The organism is Mesorhizobium sp. M1217, from assembly GCF_040318275.1.
In the GTDB taxonomy this organism is placed as follows: Bacteria; Pseudomonadota; Alphaproteobacteria; order Rhizobiales; family Rhizobiaceae; genus Mesorhizobium.
The window spans coordinates 88,179-102,622 of the sequence record NZ_JAMYMA010000004.1 but is presented as its reverse complement, the minus strand read 5'-3'; the positions used below and the strand labels follow the sequence as shown (position 1 = coordinate 102,622).

The window sequence follows — 14,444 nt, the reverse complement described above, 5'->3', positions numbered from 1 at the left end:
GCGAGGATGCTCAATGTATCCTCCCGATCCCTTGGTACGTTTTCAGATCATGGATTGCCTGTCAACGCGCAGGATCGTACATTGTTTGCGAAAGCCGTGTGTGATATCGGGCAAGGTATGTATTAAGTTGGGGAGCCGGCCTTGGCCGAAATAAGCGATTTCAAAGCTATGCCACCTGTGGGCACCGATCCCATCGGAGCCTCCAGCGAGGGCGCCTCGCTTTATGAATTGATCAGGGAAGACATCATCGAGGGACGGCTCGCCGCCAACGAACGGCTTGTGGTCACCGATCTGGCCCGGCGTCACGGCACCTCGACCAATCCTGTGCGCGAGGCCCTGCAGCTGTTGCGCGGCGAAGGCTTTGTCATCTTTGTCGCCAACCGCGGGGCACGCGTCCGACCCATTGATCAGGATTTTGTCCGGGATATCTACGAGATCGGTGTTCTGATCGAGCCAGCCCTGACACGATGGTTTGTGAATATGGCTACCGGCGAGGACATTGCCGAACTCGAACGTCTCCAAGGCCTGATTGAAGAGAACAACTTCGCCGACACATTCAGGCACAGTGAGCTGGATACCGCTTTCCACACCGTGATGTACCAGCGGCACTATAACCGCCACGCCGCCGAGCTTTGGTGGAAGCATCGCGAAGTGCTGCGAGCCGTGAGCCGTCGTTTCAACTTCACGCTGGCGCGACGTGCCGCGATCATGCGCGAGCACCGCGAACTCATCGCGCTCGTAAAGGCGGGAGAGGCCGACAAGGCGGCCGAACTCGTCTCCCGCCATGTCGAGGGCTCGGGCCGGCATATTCTCGAACAGATGCGTGCGCGCAACGCCGCTCGGGCCGGATAGAATATCCAGTCCAGAACATCGTTAGGCTGACCATTTTCAGACAAAGGTAGTTGCGATGAAAATCACGAGCATTCGGCCGTGGCTGATCAAGTCCGATGCTTCTTATTGGGGAGAGTTCCTGTTCGTCGAAGTGACGACCGACGAGGGAGTGAGTGGCTGGGGAGAGATCACCACCACCACAAGGCTCGCCAACCGCGCTCTCTGCACGATCCTGCGGCAGATCGGTGTCGCCGTGACAGGCGAGGATCCAGCGCGTATCGAGCATCTCTGGCACAAGATCTTCCGCAGCTTCACCTACATGGGCAGCCGCGGCGCCGCCGTCGAATGCGTGAGCGCCATCGATATTGCCCTCTGGGACATCCGGGGCAAAGTCCTTGGTAAGCCGATTTACGAGCTGCTGGGCGGACCAGTACGCGATGAAATCGCGCTCTACACCCATCCCAACCAAGCCAAATTCACGAGCAAGGAAGCCGTGGTCCGCGAAATTCTAGACATTGTCGAGTCCGGACACACTGCGCTCAAGTTCGATCCTTACCCGCACCAGGGTCGCAGCGCCGATGGTCTGCCTCGCGAACAGCGGGACGGCTACCTCGATGGCAGCATGACCCGCAAGGACGAGCGCGAAGCCGCCGAACTCACGGCTCTGATCCGTGAAACGGCGGGACCCGATGTCGACATTCTCATCGATGCCCATGGCCGCTTCGACGTTCCCACCGCCATTCGCCTCTGTCGGAGCCTCGAGGAAGCCGGTCAGATCGACTGGTTTGAGGAGCCCTGCCCGCCCGAGAGCCTTAACGCCCTCAAGCAGGTGCGTGAGAAGGTCAATACCGCCATCTCGTGGGGCGAGCGCGGCCACACGAAGTGGGATTTCGTGCCGGTACTTGAGAACAAGCTCGCCGACTACATCATGCCCGACGTCACCTGGACCGGCGGCATTACCGAACTCAAGAAAATTTCTGCCCTATGCGAAGCCTACTACGTCCCGGTCTCGCCACATGACGCCGCGGGACCGATCAATGTGGTTGCGGGAGCACAGGTGATGATGACCGTCCCCAACTTCTACAAACTCGAAACGTCGGAGTGGAACCTGGGCAAATACGATCACCTGATCGACAGACCACTCGACATTTCGAACGGCAGCCTCAAGCTGACGTCGAAGCCTGGTCTCGGTATTGAGATGGACCGCGACTATCTGCAGGCCCACGAGATTGAGCTGGGCTAGCAACACTCTATGCCCAGGGTACGGGGCGACAAGCCGAAAACGAGGATAAGTCATGGCAAAGACAGGTGGCGCCGACGAGGCGCTCAATCGGGTGAACGCGAACTCCAGGCCATCTCAGCTTCGCATCACCGACATGCGGGTAGCCGAAATCGTCGGCGCGCCGTTCACCTCAACCCTGCTCAAGATTTACACCAATCAGGGCATCGTCGGACTTGGCGAAGTGCGCGATGGCGCCAGCGCCACCTACGCGCTGATGCTGAAGAGCCGGCTGCTTGGCGAGAACCCTTGCGACATCGACCGCCTGTTTCGCCGGATCAAGCAGTTCGGTGGGCACGGCCGGCAAGGCGGCGGCGTCTCGGCGGTCGAAATCGCGTTGTGGGATCTCGCCGGCAAGGCCTATGGCGTGCCCATCTATCAGATGCTTGGCGGCCGGTTTCGGGAGAAGGTGCGCCTCTATTGCGATACCGATGCGACCGTGCCGAGCGGCACCGAGACCGGCAAGCGCCTCAAGCAGCGCATGGCGCTTGGCTTCACCTTCCTCAAGATGGATCTGGGGCTGATGCAGATCGCGGATGTACCCGGTGCGGTCGTATCCCCTGCCGGCTCACTTGAAGGGTACCGCGTCCACCCCGGCCGCGGCCCGGTCAAGACCACGGAGGAGCGGCGCGCCCGCAATGCCGCGTATGATTTGCATAATGTCCCCCACCCGTTTACTGGCCTCCACTTTTCCGACAAGGGCCTCGACCTGCTTGAGCAGTACATTGCCGAGGTTCGCGAAATTATCGGCATGGATGTTCCGCTCGCCATCGACCATGTCGGCCACATCTCACTGCAGAACGGTATTCGCCTCGCCAGGCGGATTGAAAAATACGTGCCAGCCTGGCTCGAGGATGTGATCCCATGGCAGTACTCCGAGCAGTACCGACAACTGCAGGCCGCCACCACGGTGCCGATCTGCACCGGCGAGGATATCTACCTTAAGGAGGGCTTCGAGCCTCTGCTCAAGAGCGGCGGCCTCTCCCTTATCCACCCGGACCTGCTCACCAGCGGGGGCATTCTGGAGACCAAGAAGATCGGCGACATGGCGCAGGATCACGGCGTTGCCATGGCCATCCATATGGCCGAAAGTCCAATCGCCGCAATGGCCGCGGCACATGTCGCGACCGCGACTGAAAACTTCATGGCGCTCGAATACCACTCTGCCGACGTCGACTGGTGGGACGATATCGTCGCCGGCGTTTCCAAGCCGCTCGTGAAGGACGGCTTTATCACTGTTCCGGACAAACCGGGCCTGGGGATTGACGACGTCGTCGACGAGGTGATCTCGCAGCATCTGCAGCCGGGTGTCACCGACATCTGGCAGCCCACGGATCACTGGGACAACGAGTATTCCTGGGACCGCACCTGGAGCTGAGGCGAAAAGAACCGAAGATGAAGATCACCGACCTCCGCTGTGCCGTTATCGGCAGGCACCCCATCGTCCGCATCGTTACCGACGAGGGCCTCTATGGCCTGGGCGAAGTCGAGTTCACCAAGACCTACCTCAAGCCCTGGGTCCTGCATTTCCGCGAGGCGCTGATCGGCGAGGACCCGACCGACGTCGAGCGGGTGATGCTGAAGATCCGCCAACGCGGCTCTTTCAAGCCCTATGGCGCGGCGGTAAGCGCCATCGAGCATGCGCTGTGGGATATTGCCGGCAAGGCTGCAGGCGTGCCGGCCTACAAACTGCTCGGCGGCAAGGTGCGCGACAAGGTGCGCGTCTATAACGGCTCGATCCGCCAGAAACGCACGGGCGACCGGCCGGAGGATTACGCCGCTGACGTCAAATGGATGATGGAGCAGCCGCAGAACTTCTTCATGATCAAGCAGGGAATCTCGTTCCACTCCGACATGAAGGACACCATCGAGGGCTTTCACTACGGCGTGACGCAGAAGAAGGCCGGCTATCACGGCGCCATGGACCAGGGCGTGATCAGCGAGCGCGGTTTCAACCACATGCTCGACTGCGTGATCGCGATGAAGGAAGTGCTGGGCGACAAGGTGAGCCTGGCGCTCGACTGCGGCCCGGGCTGGATGCTGCCCGATGCGATCAAATTCGCTCGCGCGGTCGAGAAGTACAATTTGATGTGGCTCGAGGACATGCTGACCGGCGACTATGTGCCGTGGGTCAATCCGCAGGCCTATCGGGAGCTGACCACCTCCACCTCGACGCCAATTCATACCGGCGAGCAGATCTACCTGCGGCACAATTTCAAGGAGCTGATCGAAACGCAGGCGGTGCGCGTCATCGGCCCCGATCCGGCCGATATTGGCGGCATTGCCGAGCTCAAATGGGTCGCCGAGCACGCCTATATGCACTCGATCCTGATGGCACCGCACGGCACCGCGAACGGCCTTCTCGGCCTCGGCGCGCTGATCAATGTCTGCGCCACCCTGCCCGCCAACTATATCGCGTTCGAATACCCGAGCGCCTCCGACCCCTGGTGGGAGGATCTCGTAATCGGCCTGCCGTCGCAGATCGTGAAGGACAGCATGGTGGAGCTGCTGGAAGCGCCGGGGCTGGGCCTCGATATCGACGCCGAAGCAGCCAGGAAGTATCTCGGGGAAGAGGATGCAGGCTTCTTCGACTGAACCATCCTTCTTGCGCCACCCAGCACCACGCGGACCGCTTCACGCAATCTGTCATCCGGAATGACCGTTTCGGGGCCGGAAGCAGATTGTCGGCTACGGGAGAATCCGCCCGACTCCTTCCGACAGGCGAAAGTTCGCTCTGGAAAGCACCGCGGGTGTCTTGAAATGGCACGACCGAGCCGGCGGGCGCATCGGCTCGGACTATACGCGTGGGAGCGCTCTACGTCTCGATCGGGCGGAAAGGTCGCACACGGGAGCGGCCTAGTAGGCTCATCTGCGCCAACAGGCGACTTGTGGATCAAGCTTTGGAAGGCGGCTCCACAAGCCGATGCTTCGACACTACGGCCCAAATTAGCCCTCGCCGATGCTCCGGCTGCGCCAAAGGCTTGTTTGGATGCCTCAGCTTGGACCTGGTGGCTTGGCAACCAGGGGCAGTTCTAGACCGGTCGGGGCGCGGCCAGACTTTCGAGTTTCAAGATAAGCCGCCACGGATTTGCAATGATCTCCACGACGAAGCCATAGCGCTGGTTGCTCGCGCAACCCTATGGGCGTCCTGGGGGCTGCTCCTGCGGAAACTTGTCTTCATGGACGATTGCCACGGCCCGCACAAGATTGCCTCTCACCTCGAAACCGATCCAGTGTCCGTCCATCAGGTGTGTTTGTCTCGGACAGGCGAGGAAATAGTTCCCCGCCTGCTGGGCAACAAAGTTGAGTTGTCCCTTCTCATTAATTTTAATCCCCTCTAGCGGAGCGGTGTACGCCCCCCAAATCGCATCCTCAGCCTCCAACTTCACTGGCATCTCCGACCGAGCATAGACCCTGGTCACCATCAGACCGTGCCTGAAATTCGAAGAGCCATTGATGAACTCGATCTGTACCGACCATTCTTCTGGCACGATGATCGTGAGATTGCCGTCCCAGTAGCCGTTGAAGTCGATAATGTCGGTCCGGATGTTGTCCCTGCGGTACCGCTCGACTTGGTTCCAATCGGCGACAATCTCTATAGCCACCGTCTTGGCTGCCGGATCGTTTTTGATCCAGCTCGGGACGAAAGGCTCCCCAGCCAGCGCAATTCCAGGCAACAATCCAAAGGCGAGAAGGGCAAGGTGGGCAAAGCGCGCCATCGCAATCAGAGGCTCCTCCCGAGCGGAGCGGCCAAGCTTAAGCGACCGTAATCGAAATCGACTAGGCCTATCCCTCAACGAAGAGAATACCCCCAAAACAAGATCCACACCAGCAAACCCCCTTTTGGCGGAACGGAACAAAACTCGCCGTCGCCGGAGGCGCCCCCAAGCGAACGCCCCACCTCGCACAGGCCGATGTCTGCCGCCGAAAAGCGAAGGAGGGTAAGGTTATCCCGCCAGGCTGATCGCCGCTCGGCAAAGGTCTCCTTCGGGCCGGAAAGCGGACAGATGCTTTTCTAACCCGGAGCGACACGAGCAGACCTTTTGTCCGGCGCAAGTGTCGTCCTGACGTGACCCAATGCGGCCTTCAGTTGCGAGCGTCGCTCGCTGGAGCTGCGTCAGTCGGTCGGGGGCCAATGGTATTTTCAATGGAACGCTAATATATATGGAAAACCGAACGAGCAGCGCCTGCCAGATACTTGAGGAATGCCATGCGAAGGCTCATCTTCACGGCTATGTGTATCGCCGCCGCAACAGCCGCTAACGCCCATGATTGGTACGAAGACAAGATTGACCCACAGACCAAATTCAAGTGCTGCGGTGGTTCTGATTGCCGCGCCGTACCTCGGTCTTCGGTGCGGTCCAGGGTAGACGGTGGGTATACTTATTTGCCGCATAATTTCACCATCCCACGGGACCGTGTGCAGCAATCCCCGGACGGGCAATACCATATCTGCGAAAATAAATATGTCGTAACCAATCAGCTGTATTGGCGTTGCTTCTTCGCACCTCGTGTCGATGTGTCTATACTTCTAAAGCATTAACCGCGCGTCGCTTCCGCGATTCACATCCGCAAGGTGCTAGTCCATTAATTCTGTTGGACTTTCTTCAAAATTGTCGAAGCTCAGGCGGTGCGCGACTGCCTCAGGGATTTCATTGAGTACATCGCCGCTACCGAGAGCAACTCCATGGGGCGCTGCCGCGGGTGACTTCCGGCGGACTCCGCAAATTCGGTGACAGTCCAGATTTTATCGTGTCGGCATGGCCGTGGTTGTGTAGATTGGCTGTGTGGCCCGCCTTACCCGTATTGTCCAAGTCCACTCGCCACGAGACGCAACGCGGTAACGGCTGGCGATTTCGACCACGATGGACAGCCAAGCGATAGGGGTAACTGGCGCGGGATCATCAGCACGGTTCATGCGAGAGCAGCATTCGCCAGAGGCCGGAGCTACGGCTGCAGCCTCGAATTTGACGCATCAGCACTTGCAAATCGTCGGCCGAGGTCTTTTGCTCGCGCGATAGTTGCCCTTGACCGTTGAATGGTTGGCGAACAGATGAATAAAATCGATCGACGGCGGCCAGAGTCGGAAACGGACGCCACCGTAAATGCCGCGAGACTTGGAACTCGACTGCGCCTCGCCCGCCAGACACGCGGCATGACGCTGAAGAGCCTGGCCGCGGCTGCGAATTGCTCGGAAAGCCTGCTGTCCAAGATCGAGAACGGCAAGGCTTCGCCGTCTCTGCCCATGCTTCACCGTCTGGTCGAGGTTCTCGACACCAACATCGGCTGGATGTTCGAGCAAGTCGATGACGACGAGGCGATCGTATTCCGGGCGGGCGCAAGGCCTTTGATTGCGCTCGACGCGCTACGGCGTGGCGAGGGCATTTCGCTCGAACGCATCATTCCGTATTCGCCTGGCCACCTCTTACAATGCAACATCCATCACATCGAGGCAGACGGCGAGAGCGAAGGCCCGATTCAGCACGCCGGCGAGGAAGTCGGCTACGTGCTCGCCGGCCGGATCGAGTTGATCGTCGACGGCAAGCGACATGCTCTCGCCACCGGCGATGCCTTCGTTTTCAGGTCGGAGCTGCCGCATCATTACCGCAATATCGGCAAGGAACGCGCCAGCATTTTCTGGGTCAACACGCCGGCGACTTTCTGAGCAACGCTCTGCGTTCATTTGGATTGACAAATATTCAAGTCTCTTGAATGCTTGCCTCGTGCCTGTAGCACCAACGGGAACCAGCCGGTCTGGTCCGCAAGCAAGGGGAACCGAAAATGCGTCTGTTCAAAATTCTCGCCGGCTGTGCCGCCGCCATTGCCATGGGCTCGGCAGCCATGGGATCGGCGCTTGCCGATACGTTCGCACTCGTCAACATCAACCAGCAGGCCCTGTTCTTCAACCAGATCAACGAGGGCGCGCAGAAGGCAGCCGACGCCGCCGGCGCCAAGCTGGTCATTTTCAACGCCAACAATGTGCCGAGCGCGCAGAACGACGCGATCGAGAACTACATCACGCAGAAAGTCGACGGCATCATTCTGGTCGCCATCGACGTCAACGGCGTCAAGCCCGCGATTACTGCGGCCAAGGCGGCCGGCATTCCCGTCATCGCCATCGACGCGCAGATCCCCGACGGCGACAACGTTTCGTTCATAGGTGTGGACAACACCAAGGCCGGCGAGGACATCGGCAAATTCTACGCCGACTATGTGAAGACCGAGATGGGCGGCAAGGCCAAGATCGGCATCGTCGGCGCACTCAATTCATTCATCCAGAACCAGCGGCTCGACGGCTTCAAGAAGGCGGTGACCGAAAGCAGCCAGGCCGTCACCTTCCTCGACACGGTCGACGGCCAGAACGTTCAGGAGACGGCGTTGAGCGCTTCGGAAAACCTGATGACCGCCAATCCGGACATGAACTCGCTCTATGCCACCGGAGAGCCGGCCTTGCTCGGCGCCGTTTCGGCCGTGACCAGCCAGGGCCGCACCGGCGACGTCAAGGTGTTCGGCTGGGATCTGACCAAGCAGGCCGTTCAGGGCATCGACGACGGCTGGGTGGTGGCGGTCGTGCAGCAGGATCCGGCCGGCGAAGGCAAGGCTGCGGTCGAAGCGCTGGGCAAGCTCAAGAAGGGCGAGAAAATCGACCCGATCATCAATATCCCGGTGACGATCGTGACCAAGAAGAATGTCGACCAATACCGCGCGATGTTCAAGTAAACTGCGTCGGCGACCGAGCCGCGGCGCCGCCTGAAGCTGCGCCGCGGATACCTGGCAATCGCGTGGAATCCCAGATGAGCAGTGGCCAGACCTATCGGGTGCGGATGAGCGGCATCTCAAAGCGTTACAACGCCATCCAGACGCTCGATGATGTGTCGCTGACGCTGAAGCCGGGCGAGGTGCTGGGGCTGGTCGGCGACAATGGCGCCGGCAAGTCGACATTGAGCAAGGTGCTGTCGGGGGCTGTGGTTCCCGACGCCGGCACCATCGAGATCGACGGCAAGCCGGTGATCTTCAGCTCGCCGGCGGACGCACGTGCGGCGCGCGTCGAGATGGTCTACCAGGACCTGTCGCTCTGCGACACGGTCGATGTCGCCGGCAATCTGTTTCTCGGCCGCGAGCCGCGCCGCCGCATCGCCGGCATTTCCTTTCTCGACAAGAAGCGCATGCACGACGAGACGCGCCAGATGCTCGATCGGCTCGGTATCGTCATTGCCGACACGCGGCTCAAGGTCGAAAACCTCTCCGGCGGGCAGCGCCAGTCGATCGCCATCGGCCGCGCCGCCTCGTTCGAGCCGGCCGTGCTGATCATGGACGAGCCGACGGCAGCGCTTGCGGTGGCCGAGGTCGAGGCGGTGCTCGAACTGATCCGCGCGGTCAGCGCGCGCGGTGTCAGCGTCATTTTGATCACCCACCGGCTGCAGGACCTGTTCCTCGTCTGCGACCGCATCCAGGTCATGTATGAAGGGCGCAATGTCGCCGAGCGGCTGATCGGCGAGACCAATATCGAGGACGTGGTCAATCTGATCGTCGGCCGCAAATTCAGTGCGCGTTCCGCCACCAACGGCTATCGCGGTGGAGCGCCGGCATGAGCGATGCGATCCACGCTGCCCAGCCCTCACGAGTGCGCAAGGGCACCTGGCGCGATGCGCTGCTCGCCAATGGCAGTGTCGTCTCGATCGCGCTGTTCTTTCTGGTCGTCTGCATCATCTTCTCGGTGGCGACCGACGCCTTTCTGACGTCGCCTAATCTGTTGAACATCCTGCGGCAGTCGGCGCCGCTGCTGATCGTCGCCGCGGCAATGACTTTCGTCATCACCACTGGCGGCATCGATCTTTCGGTCGGCTCGGTACTGGCGCTGGTGGCAACGCTGTCGGCGACGCTCTTGCAGTTCGGCCTGCCATGGCCAGTCGTTATCCTCGCCATGTTGGCGCTCGGTGCCCTGCTTGGCGCGGTGCAAGGCTATTTCGTCGCCTATGAGGGCATCCCGTCCTTCATCGTCACGCTTGCCGGGCTTTCGGTGATCCGTGGCGTAGCGCTGCTGATCACCGGCGGCTATTCGATCCCGATCGAGCCCGGAAGCGCTTTCACCGTGCTGGGCCGTGCCTGGTTCCTTGGCGTGCCGGTGCCGGCGCTGATCGCGCTGGCGATCCTGGCCATCGCCTATCTCGCCTTCAACGAGACGCCGTTCGGCCGCTATGTCACCGGCATCGGCGCCAACGCTGAGGCGGTGCGGCGCGCCGGCGTCAACACGCGGCAGACGACGCTCTTCGTCTATGTGATTTCCGCCACCGCGGCAGCCCTTGCCGGGATCATCATTGCTGCCAGGCTTGGATCGGGATCTTCCAATGCCGGACAGGGTTTCGAGCTGGAAGTCATCGCCGCCGTCGTGCTCGGCGGTACCAGCCTGTTCGGCGGCCGCGGAACGATCATCGGCACGGTGCTCGGCGCGCTGACCGTGGCCGTCATCGGCAACGGCCTGATCCTAGCGCATCTGTCGCCTTTCCTGACGCCGATAGTCACCGGAACGATCATCCTGATCGCCATCTGGCTGAACTTCCGCCTGTTCCGCGGCGCCGTGCGGAGCCGTTGAGCCGATGAGCGATCTGTTCGATGACGCGGTGCCCAGGCAGCGGCTGCCAATCGGGGTCGAAACCGGCCATGTGATGACCGTGCTCGGCCCGGTTCCGGTCGAGGAGATGGGCATCACGCTGATGCACGAGCACATCTTGCTCGAGGGCGCGCGCAGCTGGAAGTGCCCCTGCCATCCCGATGACATGGCGATCGCCGAGCAGCCGGTGAACATCGAGATCATCGGCGAGTTGCGCATGAACCCTTACGTCAACCGCGACAACGTCTCGCTCGACGACGCCGACCTGGCGCTCGCGGAGCTGCAGCGCTATCGCGCGCTGGGCGGCCACACCGTCGTCGATGCCACCAATATCGGCATCGGCCGCGACCCCGAAAAGCTCGCCCGCATCAGCCGCATGTCCGGCCTGAAGATCGTCATGGGCACCGGCTTCTATCTCGAGCACACCCATCCCGAATGGCTGAAGGCGATGGATGTCGACGCCGTTACCGAGTTCATCGTCAACGACGTCGGCGGCGGCGAGACGCAGCCGCCGATCATGGCCGGGCTGATCGGCGAGGTCGGCGTCAGCAAGGATTTCACCGCCGAGGAGCGCAAGTCGCTCAAAGCTTCGGCGCGCGCTTCGCGCATCACCGGCGTGCCGCTGTCGATCCATCTGCCTGGCTGGGAGCGTCTGGGGCACGAGGTGCTCGACATCGTCGAGGCCGAAGGCGCCGATCTTCGTCACACGGTGCTCTGTCACATGAACCCGAGCCACGACGATCCCGATTACCAGAAAAGCCTCGCCCGGCGCGGCGCGTTCCTCGAATACGACATGATCGGCATGGACTATTATTACGCCGACCAGGACGCGCAATCGCCCTCCGACGAGGAGAATGCACGCGCCATCGCCGCCCTTGTCGAGGCGGGCTTCGGCGACCGCCTGCTGTTATCGCAGGACGTGTTCCTCAAGATCATGCTGACGCGCTTCGGCGGCTTCGGCTATGGCTATATCCTGAAGCATTTCATACCGCGCCTAAAACGCCACGGCGTCGAGCAGCCGGCCATCGACCGCATGCTGATCGCCAATCCGAAAAGCGTATTCGCGCGGCTCTGAATGGCCTCGAGTTACGACGGGAGTTCAAATGTCCAAGAAGAAAATCCTGCTTGCCGGCGAAAGCTGGGTTTCGACCGCGACCCATATCAAGGGTTTCGATCAGTTTCCGACCGTTACCTACCACACCGGCGCCGACGAATTGCTTGGCGCGCTGAAGGCGACCGATTTCGACGTCACCTTCATGCCGGCGCATGAGGCGCAGCGCGGCTTTCCACAGACGATGGAGGCGCTGTCGGCCTATGACGCGGTCGTGCTCTCCGACATCGGCGCCAATACGCTGCTGCTGCATCCCGACACCTGGGTCCACTCCAAGCCGACGCCGAACCGCTTGCGCCTGCTGCGCGGTTACGTCAGCGGCGGCGGCGGTCTATTGATGTTCGGCGGCTACTACAGCTTCCAGGGCATCAATGGCGGCGCGCGCTACCGCAAGACCCCGGTCGAGGACGTGCTGCCGGTGAACTGCCTGGCCTACGACGACCGCGTCGAGGTTCCCGAAGGTTTTGCGCCCGTGCCGAAACCAGGGTCGAGCCATCCCATCCTCAGGGGCCTCGGCTCGGACTGGCCGATCCTGCTCGGCTTCAACGAGGTAACGCTGAAGGACGGGGCCGAGGTCCTGGCCAGCGTGTCGTCGGATTATGGCTCGCTGCCACTGCTTGTCACCGGCCATTACGGCAAGGGCCGCACCGTGGCCTGGACATCCGATGTCGGGCCGCATTGGCTGCCGCCGCAATTCATCGCCTGGCCAGGCTACAAGACCCTGTTCGAACAGATGCTGGGCTGGGCGACCGGTGAGAGCTGAGCCATGCATGTCCACGTCGTCGGCAACGCCTGCGTCGATACCGTGTTTCGCGTCGGCCGCTTCCCTGCCGCGGGCGAGACTTTGAATGCCGTGAGCTATGCCGACGGGCTCGGCGGCAAGGGCGCCAACCAGGCAGTCGCAGCAGCACGGACTGGTGCAGAGGTGACGTTCTGGACGGCGCTCGGCAAGGACCCAGCTGGCGCATGGATCAGGAGCCGCCTCGACAACGAGCTGTCCGACCTTGAGGTCAGCCAATTCGAGCTGCCGAGTGACCGCTCGACCATCGTCGTCGATCGAGGCGGAGAGAATTTCATCGTCAGCGGCGTCGCCTGCGTCGAAGCCTTCGACCCGGTGGCGCAGACAGCACTTGTCCGCTGGATCGCTCCCGGCGACATCCTCGTCTGCCAGGGAAATCTACGGACTGCCGTGACCAATGCCTGCCTCAGAGCAGCAAAGGGAAACGGTGCGCGCACCGTTCTCAACGCCAGCCCGATCGATGCGATTTCGCTGCCCGATCTCGGCCTGGCGGAGGTTCTGGTGGTCAACCAGTCCGAAGCGCAAATCCTGACCGGCCGGGATGACATGACAGCAGCAGCCGGCGCGCTGGTGGCCAAAGGCGCAGGCGCCGTCGTCATCACCCTCGGTGCCGCAGGCTGTATCGTGCTTGGCACGGACCGGACGGAACCGCTTCGCTTGCCGGCGCCGAAGGTCGAAGCGCTCGACACCAGCGGCGCGGGCGATGTGTTCTGCGGCTGCCTCGCCGGCGGGCTTGCGCGGGGCATGCCGGTCATCTCGGCGCTGAAGCTGGCGCTCGCCGCCGCCGCAATCGCCGTGACACGGCCGGGCACGCTGGCATCCTGTCCTTCCGCCTCCGAGATGGCGGTGCTCATCGATCAAATGGAGATCTCATGACCCAGATCGGCCAATCCGGCGGCGACGCGCTTCTAGACCTTTTCGGCCGCACCAAGGTGGTGATCGGCGTCGTTCACCTGGCGCCGCTGCCCGGCGCGCCGCGCTATGACGGCGAGGCCGTGGAAGTGATCTACCAGCGCGGGCTCGATGACGCCAAAGCCTATCTCGACGGCGGCTGCGACGGCGTCATCGTCGAGAACCATGGCGACATCCCCTTCGCCAAACCTGACGATATCGGCCCGGAGACGGCGGCCTATATGGCGGTCGTCTCCGACCGCATCCGCCGAGAGCTCGGCAGGCCGATCGGCATCAATGTGCTGGCCAATGCCGCTATCCCGGCCTTGGCGATCGCCAGCGCCGCCGGCGCCGGTTTCGTCCGCGTCAATCAATGGGCGAACGCCTATGTCGCAAATGAGGGTTTTGTCGAAGGCGAGTCGGGTCGCGCGGCGCGCTACCGCGCCAGGCTGCGCGCCAACGGCATCCGCATTTTCGCCGATGCCCATGTCAAGCACGGCGCACACGCCATCGTCGCCGACCGCCCGGTGGAGGAACTGGTCAAGGACCTGGTCTTCTTCGACGCCGACGCCATCATCGCCACTGGCCAGCGCACCGGCCACGCCGCGGATTTGGGCTACATAAGCATGATCAAGCAGGCCGCCGGCCTGCCGACGCTGGTCGGCAGCGGTGTCACGCCGGACAATGCCAAGGATATCCTCGCCATTGTCGACGGGGTCATCATCGCCAGCGCGCTGAAGCACGACGGCGTCTGGTGGAACCAAGTCGACTCTGCTCGAGTAAAGGCGTTCATGGGTGGTCTGAGGCGATAGCTGACTTCAACCCCCACCGCACCGAAGGGCGGCAGTCACCTGCGCGAGGGGCGGGAGCTCTTCGGGCTCGCCCGCCGCCCAGAGCAAAAGATGGGCATCGAGCAGAAGTT

General features: G+C 61.9%; 13 protein-coding genes. 12 read left to right on the top strand and 1 reads right to left on the bottom strand.

The genetic code is table 11. The features are described from left to right. Nucleotides 1-141: 141 nt before the first annotated feature. The 4 genes from NKH37_RS07955 to NKH37_RS07940 are packed head-to-tail and all read left to right on the top strand — an operon-like array spanning nucleotide 142 to nucleotide 4,705. Entirely contained in the window at nucleotides 142-852 is a 711-nt protein-coding gene (locus NKH37_RS07955; RefSeq protein WP_023721827.1) for a GntR family transcriptional regulator, read from the top strand. Nucleotides 853-907: 55 nt separating this feature from the next. After that, nucleotides 908-2,074 (top strand): mandelate racemase/muconate lactonizing enzyme family protein, encoded by a 1,167-nt coding sequence (locus NKH37_RS07950; protein ID WP_023721828.1) that lies wholly within the window; start codon nucleotides 908-910, stop codon nucleotides 2,072-2,074. Between the two features lie 52 nt (nucleotides 2,075-2,126). Next, a complete protein-coding gene (locus NKH37_RS07945; protein WP_352791888.1) occupies nucleotides 2,127-3,488 on the top strand; it encodes a mandelate racemase/muconate lactonizing enzyme family protein in 1,362 nt (453 codons plus the stop codon). A 17-nt stretch (nucleotides 3,489-3,505) separates the two neighbouring features. Next, nucleotides 3,506-4,705 (top strand): mandelate racemase/muconate lactonizing enzyme family protein, encoded by a 1,200-nt coding sequence (locus NKH37_RS07940; RefSeq protein WP_023721831.1) that lies wholly within the window; start codon nucleotides 3,506-3,508, stop codon nucleotides 4,703-4,705. A gap of 542 nt (nucleotides 4,706-5,247) precedes the next feature. Here the strand turns inward: NKH37_RS07940 and NKH37_RS07935 are convergent. Then, on the bottom strand, nucleotides 5,248-5,829 hold the full coding sequence (locus NKH37_RS07935) for a sulfocyanin-like copper-binding protein (protein WP_023721832.1): 582 nt from the start codon (nucleotides 5,827-5,829) through the stop codon (nucleotides 5,248-5,250). Nucleotides 5,830-7,163: 1,334 nt separating this feature from the next. Here NKH37_RS07935 and NKH37_RS07930 point away from each other — a divergent pair. From NKH37_RS07930 to NKH37_RS07895, 8 genes are all read left to right on the top strand, one after another. Beyond that, complete coding sequence (locus tag NKH37_RS07930; protein ID WP_031194868.1) at nucleotides 7,164-7,775, top strand: cupin domain-containing protein; 612 nt, start codon at nucleotides 7,164-7,166, stop codon at nucleotides 7,773-7,775. Nucleotides 7,776-7,891: 116 nt separating this feature from the next. Then, nucleotides 7,892-8,830, top strand: coding sequence for an ABC transporter substrate-binding protein (locus NKH37_RS07925; protein WP_023721834.1), 939 nt, complete (start codon nucleotides 7,892-7,894; stop codon nucleotides 8,828-8,830). A gap of 74 nt (nucleotides 8,831-8,904) precedes the next feature. Next, nucleotides 8,905-9,702, top strand: a complete 798-nt coding sequence (locus tag NKH37_RS07920; RefSeq protein ID WP_023721835.1) for an ATP-binding cassette domain-containing protein — start codon at nucleotides 8,905-8,907, stop codon at nucleotides 9,700-9,702. Beyond that, on the top strand, nucleotides 9,699-10,703 hold the full coding sequence (locus tag NKH37_RS07915; protein WP_352641981.1) for an ABC transporter permease: 1,005 nt from the start codon (nucleotides 9,699-9,701) through the stop codon (nucleotides 10,701-10,703). Before NKH37_RS07920 ends, NKH37_RS07915 begins: the two co-directional genes overlap by 4 nt. 4 nt (nucleotides 10,704-10,707) lie before the next feature. Continuing rightward, on the top strand, nucleotides 10,708-11,796 hold the full coding sequence (locus NKH37_RS07910; protein ID WP_023721837.1) for a phosphotriesterase family protein: 1,089 nt from the start codon (nucleotides 10,708-10,710) through the stop codon (nucleotides 11,794-11,796). A 28-nt stretch (nucleotides 11,797-11,824) separates the two neighbouring features. Continuing rightward, nucleotides 11,825-12,595: a glutamine amidotransferase gene (locus tag NKH37_RS07905; RefSeq protein ID WP_023721838.1), complete on the top strand. Its 771-nt coding sequence runs from the start codon at nucleotides 11,825-11,827 to the stop codon at nucleotides 12,593-12,595. A 3-nt stretch (nucleotides 12,596-12,598) separates the two neighbouring features. Beyond that, a complete protein-coding gene (locus NKH37_RS07900) occupies nucleotides 12,599-13,507 on the top strand; it encodes a ribokinase (RefSeq protein WP_023721839.1) in 909 nt (302 codons plus the stop codon). Next, complete coding sequence (locus NKH37_RS07895; RefSeq protein WP_023721840.1) at nucleotides 13,504-14,334, top strand: BtpA/SgcQ family protein; 831 nt, start codon at nucleotides 13,504-13,506, stop codon at nucleotides 14,332-14,334. The genes NKH37_RS07900 and NKH37_RS07895 overlap by 4 nt, the downstream gene beginning before the upstream one ends. Nucleotides 14,335-14,444 lie beyond the last annotated feature (110 nt).

Excerpts from the sequence above, each read along its gene's own strand:
- NKH37_RS07915 (WP_352641981.1), top strand. The coding sequence starts at position 9,699 with ATGAGCGATGCGATCCACGCTGCCCAGCCCTCACGAGTGCGCAAGGGC.
- NKH37_RS07945 (WP_352791888.1), top strand. The coding sequence starts at position 2,127 with ATGGCAAAGACAGGTGGCGCCGACGAGGCGCTCAATCGGGTGAACGCG.
- NKH37_RS07935 (WP_023721832.1), bottom strand. The coding sequence starts at position 5,829 with ATGGCGCGCTTTGCCCACCTTGCCCTTCTCGCCTTTGGATTGTTGCCT.
- NKH37_RS07895 (WP_023721840.1), top strand. The coding sequence starts at position 13,504 with ATGACCCAGATCGGCCAATCCGGCGGCGACGCGCTTCTAGACCTTTTC.
- NKH37_RS07940 (WP_023721831.1), top strand. The coding sequence starts at position 3,506 with ATGAAGATCACCGACCTCCGCTGTGCCGTTATCGGCAGGCACCCCATC.
- NKH37_RS07925 (WP_023721834.1), top strand. The coding sequence starts at position 7,892 with ATGCGTCTGTTCAAAATTCTCGCCGGCTGTGCCGCCGCCATTGCCATG.
- NKH37_RS07910 (WP_023721837.1), top strand. The coding sequence starts at position 10,708 with ATGAGCGATCTGTTCGATGACGCGGTGCCCAGGCAGCGGCTGCCAATC.
- NKH37_RS07920 (WP_023721835.1), top strand. The coding sequence starts at position 8,905 with ATGAGCAGTGGCCAGACCTATCGGGTGCGGATGAGCGGCATCTCAAAG.
- NKH37_RS07900 (WP_023721839.1), top strand. The coding sequence starts at position 12,599 with ATGCATGTCCACGTCGTCGGCAACGCCTGCGTCGATACCGTGTTTCGC.
- NKH37_RS07930 (WP_031194868.1), top strand. The coding sequence starts at position 7,164 with ATGAATAAAATCGATCGACGGCGGCCAGAGTCGGAAACGGACGCCACC.
- NKH37_RS07905 (WP_023721838.1), top strand. The coding sequence starts at position 11,825 with ATGTCCAAGAAGAAAATCCTGCTTGCCGGCGAAAGCTGGGTTTCGACC.
- NKH37_RS07950 (WP_023721828.1), top strand. The coding sequence starts at position 908 with ATGAAAATCACGAGCATTCGGCCGTGGCTGATCAAGTCCGATGCTTCT.